This is a genomic window from Chryseobacterium sp. ON_d1, assembly GCF_006829085.1.
In the GTDB taxonomy this organism is placed as follows: domain Bacteria; phylum Bacteroidota; class Bacteroidia; order Flavobacteriales; family Weeksellaceae; genus Chryseobacterium.
Map to the genome: position 1 here is coordinate 1 of NZ_BJTC01000014.1, position 12,040 is coordinate 12,040.

The 12,040-nt window shown below is 37.2% G+C and carries 9 protein-coding genes; 2 read left to right on the plus strand and 7 right to left on the minus strand.

All coding sequences use genetic code 11. The features are described 5' to 3' along the window. The first annotated feature begins 2 nt into the window (after window positions 1–2). On the plus strand, window positions 3–95 hold the full coding sequence (locus CRS_RS24850; RefSeq protein WP_373995763.1) for an IS3 family transposase: 93 nt from the start codon (window positions 3–5) through the stop codon (window positions 93–95). A 73-nt stretch (window positions 96–168) separates the two neighbouring features. Here the strand turns inward: CRS_RS24850 and CRS_RS19850 are convergent, their stop codons facing one another. The 6 genes from CRS_RS19850 to CRS_RS19875 all read right to left on the minus strand — a co-directional run bounded on the left by CRS_RS19850 (window position 169) and on the right by CRS_RS19875 (window position 10,728). Then, on the minus strand, window positions 169–1,113 hold the full coding sequence (locus CRS_RS19850; protein WP_142725694.1) for an aldo/keto reductase: 945 nt from the start codon (window positions 1,111–1,113) through the stop codon (window positions 169–171). Window positions 1,114–1,493: 380 nt separating this feature from the next. Next, complete coding sequence (locus CRS_RS19855) at window positions 1,494–3,302, minus strand: hypothetical protein (protein WP_142725695.1); 1,809 nt, start codon at window positions 3,300–3,302, stop codon at window positions 1,494–1,496. Between the two features lie 386 nt (window positions 3,303–3,688). Further along, window positions 3,689–4,840, minus strand: a complete 1,152-nt coding sequence (locus CRS_RS19860; RefSeq protein ID WP_142725696.1) for an efflux RND transporter periplasmic adaptor subunit — start codon at window positions 4,838–4,840, stop codon at window positions 3,689–3,691. Between the two features lie 7 nt (window positions 4,841–4,847). Further along, a complete protein-coding gene (locus CRS_RS19865; protein WP_142725697.1) occupies window positions 4,848–9,185 on the minus strand; it encodes a CusA/CzcA family heavy metal efflux RND transporter in 4,338 nt (1,445 codons plus the stop codon). Between the two features lie 215 nt (window positions 9,186–9,400). Further along, entirely contained in the window at window positions 9,401–9,763 is a 363-nt protein-coding gene (locus CRS_RS19870; protein ID WP_142725698.1) for a hypothetical protein, read from the minus strand. Between the two features lie 80 nt (window positions 9,764–9,843). Beyond that, window positions 9,844–10,728 carry a LysR family transcriptional regulator gene (locus tag CRS_RS19875; protein WP_142725699.1) on the minus strand — a complete coding sequence of 295 codons (885 nt, stop codon included), beginning with the start codon at window positions 10,726–10,728 and terminating at the stop codon, window positions 9,844–9,846. Between the two features lie 82 nt (window positions 10,729–10,810). On the opposite strand from CRS_RS19875, the gene CRS_RS19880 reads away from it, so the two are divergent. Further along, entirely contained in the window at window positions 10,811–11,404 is a 594-nt protein-coding gene (locus CRS_RS19880; RefSeq protein WP_142725700.1) for a LysE family transporter, read from the plus strand. A 13-nt stretch (window positions 11,405–11,417) separates the two neighbouring features. Here CRS_RS19880 and CRS_RS19885 read toward each other — a convergent pair whose 3' ends face one another. Then, entirely contained in the window at window positions 11,418–11,987 is a 570-nt protein-coding gene (locus CRS_RS19885; RefSeq protein WP_142725701.1) for a Crp/Fnr family transcriptional regulator, read from the minus strand. Window positions 11,988–12,040 lie beyond the last annotated feature (53 nt).

Below are 12,040 nucleotides of genomic sequence, written 5' to 3' on the forward strand. Positions count from 1 at the left end.
ATATCAATTATTACAATAACGACAGGATAAGACTTAATCTAAAAGGAAAGAGTCCGGTACAGTACCGAACTCTTTCATATAATAATATTGTTTAATTTTGTCTAAACTTTTGGGTGCAGTCTACTATTGAGCGGATTTCATTTTAATTTATAATGAAAGTCGAAAAAATTAGTTGCTTGCCTTATTAAGAAGATCAATATCTTCCTGATCCAAAACAAGTTTTGGCGCATTGAATACCGTTTCCAGCTGTGATGCACTGGTTGCGCTTACAATAGGTGCTGTGATTAAAGGGTTGGATAACAGCCATGCCAGAGAAACGGTTCCCTGAGCGGTATTATGCTTGGTACTTACCTGATCCAGCGCTTTTAATACTTCAAGTCCTTTAGGATTTAAATACTTTCTTACCCCTTCGCCTCTCGCGCTTTTGGCAAGATCTGCTTCATCACGGTATTTACCCGTTAAGAAACCTGCTGCCAGAGACCAATATGGAAACACACTTAAATCAAACTGTTCCGCCAGAGGGGCATAATTTTGCTCAAAACCTTCTCTTTCCATCAGGTTATAATGAGGCTGTAAGGCGACATACTTGGGAAGGTTATTCTTTTCTGCGGCGTCAAATGATGCTTTCAGACGTTCCGGTGACAGATTGGAAGCTGCAATATAACGTACTTTTCCCGCCTTAATAATTTCATCATAAGCGGATAGTGTTTCTTCTACCGGAGTGGTATCGTCATCAAAATGCGTATAATAGAGATCAATATGATCAGTCTGAAGCCTCTGCAGCGACTCATCTACGGATTTTAAGATATGCTTTCTGCTGATATCAAAGCCATGTTCCTGTGTTTGTGAACCTACTTTTGTTGCCAAAACAATATCGTTACGGTTAGATCGGCTTTTCATCCACTTTCCGATGATCTCTTCAGACTGTCCGCCTTTTCCGTTCACCCACCATGAATAAGTATCTGCCGTGTCTATAAAGTTGAATCCTGCTTCTGTAAAACGGTCCAGTATATCAAATGACTGTTTCTCGTCCAGGGTCCATCCAAAAACATTTCCTCCGAAATTGATTGGGGCAATCGTTAAATCGGTGTTTTTGATTTTTCTTTTTTCCATAAAAATAATTTTACTAAGTGACCACTAAGGTAGGGAATATTAAGCCTGGAAAATATTCAAAATGACCATTTCAGCCATAGTTATTATAAATGGAAATGCTGATGTTTCCTAAGTTTTTTTATTATTTGAATGTGTTGGAAAAGCGCAAAAGCGCAAATAATTTAAAAGCTAACTGCTTTAAGACACAAAGATTTTATCTCCGATACAATTGAATACTATTTATTTTTATATTTCTTTCTGAAAATCTTACATTGATTAAAGTTGAAATGTTCTTAGACCTTTGCCGCTTCTAACAAAAATACATGTGATTTCATTAGTAACAAAAAAAATAAAACAGCCATGTAAAAGCTGTTTTTATTATCTATCAATTAAAAATACGGTTATTTTTCAACCTGCGGAATTTCAATAGCAATAAGCTGAAGTTGATATTCCTGTAATTGAAGATTGATGGTTGATAAACCGTTGCTGAAGAATGATGATGCTTTAAAAAGCTCATGATAATATGCGATCCCTTCAAGAATATTTTTCCTGAAAGCATTCCATTTTTTTGTTTGCGAATGGGTAATCTGTACAGTGGATTCAGTGATCTCCTTTCTCAGATAATCCACATACATTTTCAATTCATTAATGAACATATTTGGACGTTGCTTATCGGAAAGAATATTGGTGTTTCCATAGATATGTTGTACCATTTCCGAAAGAGAAACTTCCTTATCAAAAAAGGCAATATTCGGTCCGGGACAGATGACAACGCCTTGTTTTTCCCCTTTAATTTCAAGGTTCTGTTCCATATATGCCGCATTCACAAGTCCTACACAAAGGCAGGCTTTATCAGTGATTGCAGACTTTCTTTTATTGAATTCTTTTTCAGTCAGGCTTTCCTTATTGGTGTACAACTCTTTCAGTTTGATGTCCTGATACTTTCTGGAAGCGGTACAGGTTCCTTCCGGAGAAAATTCTTTGCTTAATGCCAGAAGTTTTTTGGGACATGAGCTTCCATATTTCCCTTTTGCTTCTTTTTCAAACTTCAACACCTCATTGGATGTCCCCTTTACGGTATTGAAAGGCACTCCCAATGGCGAAATATTACTTAAATAAAAGTCCTGTTCTTTTGATTGTACAAGCAGATTTCGGGTTTCGGTATCTACAGAAGTTGCTTCCGGTACAAGCAAAAAAGGAGAACCCCATCCAACGCTGTCTACACTGTAATGAGCTAATAAAAACTCGTGTTCTTCAGAAGTTCCTACTCCACCCTGAACGGTAATTTTCATTTCTAAAGGCTCAGAAATTACAGGCTTACCTTTTTGTTCTAAAGCAGCCGTCATTAAGCAATGAGCAGATTGTATCAAATCGTTTTTTTTCTGCTTAAATTCTTCCATAATAGGGCCAAGTAGCATTCCTTCGGTTGCAAAAGCATGGCCACCGCAATTCAATCCGGATTCTATTCTGTATTCTGAAACCCATAATCCTTTTTTTGCCAGAAAATTCCCCTGGATCATGGCAGAACGGAAATCGCTTACTTTAAGGATAATTTTCTTTTTAATATTTCCGTTTTCGTCCGGGAAAAAGTCGTCAAACTCTTCCATATAGCTGTATAAACGAGGATTCATACCTGCTGAAAGAACCATTGATGATGATAATTTACTTTTGGCAAATCCACGCAGTGAAGCATGAGCGTCATTATACATCACAGGAAGCTGTTCATTATTCTGATAATTGTCTTTATCCACTTTCGTCATGATATTGACATCAATACTTCCCGGTTTTAAATTGGATTCTATGAAGTTTTTAATACTGGAACTCCAGTTCTCCTTTTGATTGATTAAATTTTGAAGACTGTTTTTAAGATCTGAAGTATTCGGAAGCATGGCCATAAAGTCTTTCAAAGCTTCCTTATTTTTGCTGATTTCCTGTTTGAAAGATTCAAATTTTTCATTCACGATATCATCTACCATATCCAGATAGGCTGTAATTCTTCTGGCTCTGTAATCCTCAGTCTTTGTGGAGATTCCGAAATAGTCAAGATTGAACTTTTTATTGTAAAAGTTCTTCATCTTCTCAAGGATTTCATCATCAATGATGGAGATCACAGAAGATATTCCATACTGGGCAACACGAATCGGGCTGTCTATCGTATAAGCCAGTCCCATCACCGGAATATGGAAATTGTGCAAAGGTTTTTTTGTCATAAAGTTTTGATAAAAATTTCGTTTCTTATTTATCTAAAAATCCTTTACAACTATTCACTGCTATAAAATTATTATTTTAAAATGAATTATGCATTAAATAATATTCTGTATTGTGAAAAACATGCCAAATGTCATTTTTTAAATCGTTTGAAATGAAAAAGATCAGTCGGATAACTGATCTTTCTTCTTGTATGTTTTATTTTAACCGCAAAAGTCACAAAAGTTTTTTACACTTAAGTTTTCATAAGAACCCTGCTTAAATATAATAAGTACACCTAAGTTTTTGAAATCTTTGATTTTCGCTTATGGAATTTCTGCGTCATTATTTCCAGCTTGGTTAAATGTTAAAGTGTTTTAAAATAAAAGTTTTAGTGGTTTCACTTTAATTATTCTGCTTTATTTTTCAGCATCATCAGAAGACTGTAAGCTCCTTTCTGTACAATTTTTTTATCCTTTAAGGTATCAGCTTTTAAGATTTCTGTAAACTGGTCATCTGAAATTCCAACTGCTACGGGAATCATTTTGTAGGTGGATTTTCCAAGGTCCTCAAAAATATAATTTTTATTTTCAAAAGAGACTACTGCGCCGTTTGGAAGTCCCATTGTATAACGGCTGCTGATATTCACTTCAGCATTCACGTACATTCCTTTTACAAATTCAGTATTTACAGATGACAATCTGGCGATTGCTGTTGCAGAACCTCCGTTTTCGATACTAGGAACTACACTGACAATTTTTGCATTGGATTTGACATCCGGATTCTGATTATTGTACACCAAAATTTCCTGCCCTACTTTTACATCATTCACATCGTTTTCAAAAATCTTTAGTTCTAAAAGTAATCCAGCCGGATTGATCAGCTCAAATAACGTATCTGAAGGGTTGATGTACTGTCCGTTATTCACAAGAATTTTGCTTACAAAGCCTGTAAACGGAGCATAGATATTGATCTTGCTTCTGATATTTCCGGTAGTCAGACTTTTGGCATTGATTCCAATGATTTTCAGTTTTTCTTCCAACCCTTTTAGTGTGGCATTCAAAGTAGAATAATCTGCCTGGGCAGTCTGCATGGTTTTGTCACTGCTGGCTTTACTTGTATTCAAATCTTTCTGACGGTTGAAATTCAGTCTTGCTGCTTCAAGCTGGGCTTTGGTCACGAGATAGTCCTGTTGCAGCTGTATAAACTGTGGGTCTTCCACAACAGCAAGTACCTGTCCCCTGCTGAAATGACTTCCATTGATCACATGAATAGACTTGATGTGACCTCCCATAATACTGGATATTGAATTGATGTGAGAAGGTGCAATTTCTACTTTCCCATTCAAACGTAACAGCTTTTCCATATTCCTGTTCTGAATGAATGTTGTGGTAATCCCTACAGACTGAATCTGTTTTTCTGTAAGATGAACCGAGTTTTCATTTTTTGTGGCAAATTTTGTGTTTTCGTAAACGGTTTTTTCTTCTTCTTTTTTTCCTGAACATGAGGATAAAGTAAGGATGAGAGCAAGGCTGTATAGAGGTATATTCTTGAAATGCATGATGTTGTTATTTTGAAATTAAGAATTGAAGTTCGGCTCCGGTCTGATTGAGCTTTTCCAGTTGATCAATATAATCTGCTTTTGTTTTTACAGCCTGATTCACCAGAATTACCCAATCCAGATAATCAATTTCTCCCACTTCCATCTGTTTCTGAGCTGTTTTTAGAATGGTTTCAGATTTTGGAAGCTGCTTTTGTTCATAATTTTCGATGATCCGCTGTTGGTTCATATAATTGTTCAACTGTTGGTTCAATCTGTTTTTAAGTTCTATTTCCTTTCTCTGGTACTGGTTTTCAGAAATCGCAATTTTAGCCTGTGCAGCCTTTGCCAAAGCTCTTTGTCCTTTTGTAAATAAGGGAATTCCCACACCCACCTGAACCGAATTGAAGCGGTTATTATTAATGTTTTTCATGCTCTGGTTGGTATATCCCACAAGAAGATCAGGAAGCAGCCTGCTTTTTTCAAGCTGTACTTCTGCTTCTCCTATTTTGATCTGTTGCTGTAAATACTGGAGTTCAGGGTGTTGTTTTATCATTTCTTCAGAGATCTGAAGACCTATATTCATTGTTGGTTGATCAGCTACGGGTTGGTAAGGGGTTTCGGATTGAAGTAACAGCTGGAGCTGGAGTTTAGCGATATTCAGATCATTTTCAAGGGTATTCAGCTGAACTTTTACCTGTTCTTTCTGGATTTCCGCTGTAGATTCTTCCAGGATGTTGGCTTCACCCTTTTTTAATCTTAATACGGCTTTATCTGCAAAATTATTATACAGCTGGCTGATATATTCCAATACTTTTTTCTTCTCCTGAATGATGAGTATTCTGTAGAAGACATCTGTCACTTCTTTGGTAAGCTGTGTCTTTGTCAGATTCTGACTGATAACACCGGCAGACCATTCGGCATCCAGCAACTGTTTTCTTTTTGAATACACTGTTGGAAAGCTGAATTTTTGAGAGATCCCGAATGAATTATCGGTTTCCTCTCCCTGAATCTGTCCAAATCCTCCTGTAACTTCGAGTTGGGGTATATCCAGATAGCTGGCTTTAAGCTTTTCCTGATAATCTGATACTAATTTTGAGTTTTTCAGGGTACCATTCTGCCGGTATGCTTTTTCCAAAGCCTGGTCATAAGTGATGTTTTCCTGAGCATGGAGACTTCCGAAAGAGATCAGCAGTAAGAAAACAGACAGTTTTTTATAATTGGTTTTTTTTGAGAATTTCATTTTATCTTTATTAATATGTTCAAACAGGACGTACAGAATAGGAAGTACAAAAAGGGTTAAAAAGGTGGCAAGCATCAACCCTCCTATCACTACAGTTGCCAAAGGTCTCTGTACTTCTGCTCCCGCACCGTTGCTGATTGCCATAGGAAGGAACCCTAAAGAAGCTACAAAAGCTGTCATTAAGACCGGGCGAAGCCTGATTTTTGTACCTATGAGTACAATTCTGCTGGTATTGGTTATTCCGTTCTTTTTCAGCCGGTTAAACTCTGATATCAAAACGATTCCATTAAGTACGGCAACGCCAAATAAAGCGATGAACCCTACCCCTGCACTGATGCTGAAAGGCATTCCTCTCAACGCCAGAAAATACACACCTCCTATTGCTGATAATGGAATAGCTGTGTAGATCAGTAAGCTGTGTTTTACAGAACCAAAAGCAAAGAATAATAACAGGAAGATCATCACTAACGAAATGGGAACTGCTATACCTAATCTGGCTTTGGCTTCATTTAAATTTTCAAAAGCACCTCCGTAAGAAACGGTATATCCCGGCGATAGTTTCAGATTTTTACCTGCTTTCTGCTGAAGCTCTTCCACAATACTCTGAACATCTCTTCCTCTTACGTTAAATCCTACGATAATTCTTCTTTTAGTATCTTCTCTCTGAATCTGATTCGGACTGTTTTTAAGCTCTACTTTTGCCAGCTGTGACAATGGTATCTGCTCTCCCGAAGAAGTAGGAACCAGTAGATTCTGAATGCTGGTTATATCTTTTTTGTGCTCATTATCCATTCTCACAACGATATCAAACTTTTTCTCACCTTCATACAAGGCTCCTGCGGTTTGCCCGGCAAAAGCCATATTGATCACTCTGTTGATGTCTGCTACCGAAATATTATATCTGGAAAGTTCGGAACGGTTATAATCAATCACAACCTGCGGAGCACCTACTACCGGTTCAATATAAAGATCCTGAGCACCTTTTACGGTATTGATGATGCTTCCAATCTTTTTGGCATACGTGGCAAGACTGTCCAGATCTTCGCCGTAGATTTTACAAACCACATCCTGTCTGGCTCCGGTCATCAGCTCATTGAAACGCATTTGTACAGGAAACTGAAAGCTGGTAGTCAATCCCGGGATAACACTTAGAGCTTTACTCATTTTATCAGAAAGCTCAGGAAATGACTGGGCAGAAGTCCATTCCTTTTTAGGTTTTAAAACAATGATAATATCCCCGGCATCCATAGGCATGGGCTCTGTGGGAATTTCGGCACTACCGATCTTGGTCACTACTTTTTCTACTTCTGGAAACTGTGTTAAAAGGATATGTCCGGCCTGTGTAGTTGCCTTTTTTGTTTCGTTGATATTACTTCCCTGAAGGATTCTCATTTCAACCGCAAAATCACCTTCTTCAAGAGAAGGAATAAATTCTCCTCCCATTCTGGAAAGAATAAAGACAGCACCTGCAAACAGGATTAATACACTTAGAATGATCGTTTTTCTGAATTTAAGTGCTTTCATCAGCAGTTTTTGGTGTCCTGTTTCCACTTTACCCATGACGCGGTCTGAAATGTTTTCTTTTTCTTTTTTCTTTCTGCTTAATACCAGAGAACTCATCATCGGAATATACGTCAGAGAAAGAATAAATGCGCCGATCAGGGCAAAAGCAACCGTCTGGGCCATTGGTTTAAACATTTTTCCCTCAATTCCCTGAAGTGTAAAAATAGGGAGATATACAATTAAGATAATGATCTGCCCGAAAACAGCACTGTTGACCATCTTGGTAGCAGAGCTTGAAACCTGGTCATCCATTTCTTTTTTGGTGAGCATATTGTCTTTCCCAAAGTGCTTTTTATGGGCAAGCTGATGCAGCACGGCTTCCACAATAATAACGGCTCCGTCTACAATAAGACCGAAATCCAGGGCTCCAAGGCTCATCAGGTTTCCTCCCACCCCGAAAATATTCATCATGATAATGGCGAAAAGCATGGCCAAAGGAATGACGGAAGCCACCAATAATCCTGCTCTGAAATTTCCTAAAAATAAAACCAGAATGAAAACAACAATCAAAGCTCCTTCCATAAGGTTTGTTTTTACAGTACTTATGGTATTGTTTACCATTTTGGCACGGTCAAGGAAAGGTTCAATTACAACTCCTTCCGGTAATGATTCCTGGATTTTCTCCAGTCTTTGCTTAATATTTCCGATGACTACATTGGCATTCTCTCCTTTCAGCATCAGAACAATCGCTCCGGATACTTCTCCGGTATCATTATAGGTCATGGCACCATATCTTGTGGCATACCCTATTTTCACAGATGCTACATCTTTAATATGTACCGGAATACCTCCTTGGGTTTTTGCCACCTGGATGCTTCCGATATCTTCCGTGCTTCCCAGGAGCCCTTCACTTCTTATAAATAAGACGGTTTCTTTCTTTTCGATATAGGCACCTCCGGTATTCTGATTGTTTTTTTCCAGCGCTGCAAAAACATCGTTGATATTGATATTAAATGCCTGAAGCTTATTAGGATTAATGGCAATTTCGTATTGCTTCAGTTTTCCCCCGAAACTGCTGACATCGGCTACCCCTTTGGTTCCGAGAAGCTGCCTTCTGACTACCCAGTCCTGAATGGTTCTTAGTTCCGTTTCATCGTACACATTTTCGTATCCCTTTTTGGCTCTTACCACATACTGGAAGATCTCTCCCAACCCGGTGGAAATTGGGCCTAATTCAGGCTTGCCAATTCCAGCTGGTATATTGTCCTGTACAAGCTGTAAACGCTCCTGAACCTGCTGGCGTGCCCAATATACATCGGTATTGTCATCAAAAACCACCGTTACTAATGAAAGTCCGAAACGCGAGAAACTTCTTAGTTCTGTAATCCCGCTGATATTACTGGTAGCCTGTTCGATAGGAAATGTAACAAGGCGTTCTATATCTGCCGCACCGTAAGAAGGTGCAGTGGTAATGATCTGAACCTGATTATTGGTAATATCCGGCTGAGCGTCAATGGGTAGTTTAGTGGTTTCATAGATCCCAAAAAGGACCAGCCCCACTGTAAACAGAGCAATGATGAGTTTATTCTTTACAGAAAACTCAATAATTTTATTTAACATGAAAAAACGATTAATGAATAACCTGAAGTGATAAAATGTTTCTGAGGTCTTTATTTACGATATGAACTGAAACCTTCCGGTTTCATCAACACTACCTCAGGGAAACAGCTTTTATAATGACATGATAAACAACAGTATCATGCACAACAGGTTAAATTGATAGGTAATAATAAATGGACTGCTTTAAGAGTAAAGCAATTTCAGTATAAAATTAATTAAGAAAGCCGCGGAGGCTGGAAAATCTGAGAAAGGTATTGATGGGAAAAATCTTTTTCCTTGTAAATACTGGTTTTCTTTGAAACCGTAATTTCTTTAGGTTTTTTTATTTCGAATGTCAGTTCCGGAAGCTGGGCATGTACAGTAAGTACAATAGGTGGATTGATAAACGGCAGCTTCTGATCGGTGTCCCAGTCAGAATCCTGTTTGTGATTATCGTAATGTTCCATCACAAATTCTGAAAAGCTTCCGTGGTATTCCATGAAATGTTCCACAAACATAGGCACTTTCAGAACTTCCCCCGCATTGGTGGTAGCCAGTACATACATCATCGAACATAATATGGAGAACCATTTTAGCATCAGTGCAAATATAAGGTTTAAATCTTTCCTGAAAGGACTCAGGTATTAATTTTCTTTTAATTTCTTCGGCTTACAGCGTATTATATCATTTTTTCATTAAGAATTTTTAAAAAGAGCTCCATGGCAGGACTGATCCATTTATTGGTATGATGGGCCGTAATCATGGTGATGCTACGCTGAAAGCCTTTGATATTAATTTCTATTATTTCTCCATTTTTAATTTCCTCTTCTACAACAAAATGGGGTAAACATGCTATTCCCAAGTTATTAATGATACTTTTCTTGATTGCTTCTATGCTCCATAATTCGATATTCTGACCGGTTGTAATATTTTTTTTATTAAGATATTCTTCAAAATATTGCTGATAGACACCATTGGCATCATTATTAATCACTGAACATGATTTTACCTGATCTTTCCTGTCAAAGTTTCTTTCTTCCTGTGAAAATGCGGGTGATGCCATTACTCCTACGGTGAAAGTAGAAAGCTCTTTGACCCTGATCTGTTCATCATATCCATGCACCTGATAATGAATACCCAGATCGATATTATTTCGGATAATTTCTTTTTGAACTTCATAGCAGTTTCTCACTTTTAATTTGAGTTTTACATCAGGAGCAGTTTCTATAAACTCTTTTAATACTGGTTGCAGAATATATGTCAGCAGACTGTCAGAAACTGAAATATTAAGGCTTCCTTCTATTCTTCTATCCTTTGAGTTCAGCTGTTTAATCTGTTCTATCTCCTCCTCTATTTTTTTTATATGTGGAATCAGCTTCAACGACTGCTCGGTAGGAAGCATTCTTCTTCCTATTTTTTCAAACAAAGGAAATTTTATTTCGTTTTCAAGCTGTTGAATCTGATAACTGATGGCAGACAGAGAGTAATTAAGTTCTTTGGCAGCGTCCTGAAAATTACCTTTTTCTACTATTGTTTTAAAACTTCTAAGCTGATGAATATCCATACTTTAATATTTTCGAAGTAAAAGTATAAATAATTCCGATTGTTTGAAGTGTTTGAGCTCTTTAATTTTGTAAAAAAAATATATGTGGTTTTCATTTTTTATCTACAGTGTTCTGACGGCACTGCTTCCGGGTCCCAATAATATTCTTGCTCTTAACAGCAGTATGAAATCAGGATATAAAAACAGCAAAACATTGCTTCTGGGAATTTACTCAGGTTTTACAGTTGTCATGTTACTGGCTGCTTTTTTCACAGGATTTCTTCTTAATTCATATGGTTTCCTTATGAACTACCTAAAATATATTGGTGCGGTTTATCTTATCTATCTTGCATGGTCGGTAATGTCCGGAAAACCTACAGTAACTGATCATGAACAGGAAATACCGGTTTCCGATTCTGCAGGTAATTTTTGGAAAGGATTCCTGCTGCAGTTAGTTAATGTTAAGATTATTATTTATGGAATAACAGCATTCAGCAGCTTTGTCTTTCCTCAATTTAAAGAGCTGTGGATCGTACTTATTTTTGCTTTTTTACTTTCTTTTATAGGCAATTCAGCTACCTGGATATGGGCTGTCGCCGGACAAAATCTGCAGCAGTTTTTGAATCAGTATTATAAAATAGTTAACATTGTTATGGGAGTCCTGCTGCTGTACTGTGCAGTAAGCTTATTCTTATAATATATTAAATTGATCAAAGTTTAGATTTCAGTCTGCTTAAAGTTTCCTGTGAAATATTAAGATAGGAAGCTACCATTTTATTAGAAAGCCGGCGTACAATAATTGGATTTTCTTCCAGTAGCTGTTTGTATTTTTCAAGAGCATCCTGCACCATAAAAGACATCAGTCTTTTTGTATTGGCAATACAGGCAATTTCAATATAAATTCTGTAAAATTTTTCCCATTGAGGGATGATGTCCAATAAATGATAAAAATCCTGATGGGTAATATAATATACTTCCGAATCTTCTACAGCCTGAAGAAGCTCATCAGAAGGTTCTGAAGTAATAAAGGTATGAAGGGCAGTAGCAAACTGATTTTCAAAAGCAAAATACCTTGTAGAATCCTGCCCATCCTTATTGATATAAAATATCCGCAAACAGCCTTTTACAACAAAGAATGTTTTCTTGGGAGAATGAACATTGGTAACGAGAAGCTCGTTCTTTTTTAATTTAACAGGTTTGAAGTAAGAAAGAATAATTTTCAATTCTTCATCCGTTATTGATATTTTGCTTTTAATATATGAAACTAATACGTCTTCCATTTATTTAAATCAGTCACCGCAAATGTAGCAATAAATAAGTTAAAAAGTTACTG

Excerpts from the sequence above, each read along its gene's own strand:
- CRS_RS19870 (WP_142725698.1), bottom strand. The coding sequence starts at position 9,763 with ATGCTAAAATGGTTCTCCATATTATGTTCGATGATGTATGTACTGGCT.
- CRS_RS19850 (WP_142725694.1), bottom strand. The coding sequence starts at position 1,113 with ATGGAAAAAAGAAAAATCAAAAACACCGATTTAACGATTGCCCCAATC.
- CRS_RS19855 (WP_142725695.1), bottom strand. The coding sequence starts at position 3,302 with ATGACAAAAAAACCTTTGCACAATTTCCATATTCCGGTGATGGGACTG.
- CRS_RS19885 (WP_142725701.1), bottom strand. The coding sequence starts at position 11,987 with ATGGAAGACGTATTAGTTTCATATATTAAAAGCAAAATATCAATAACG.
- CRS_RS19860 (WP_142725696.1), bottom strand. The coding sequence starts at position 4,840 with ATGCATTTCAAGAATATACCTCTATACAGCCTTGCTCTCATCCTTACT.
- CRS_RS19880 (WP_142725700.1), top strand. The coding sequence starts at position 10,811 with ATGTGGTTTTCATTTTTTATCTACAGTGTTCTGACGGCACTGCTTCCG.
- CRS_RS19865 (WP_142725697.1), bottom strand. The coding sequence starts at position 9,185 with ATGTTAAATAAAATTATTGAGTTTTCTGTAAAGAATAAACTCATCATT.
- CRS_RS19875 (WP_142725699.1), bottom strand. The coding sequence starts at position 10,728 with ATGGATATTCATCAGCTTAGAAGTTTTAAAACAATAGTAGAAAAAGGT.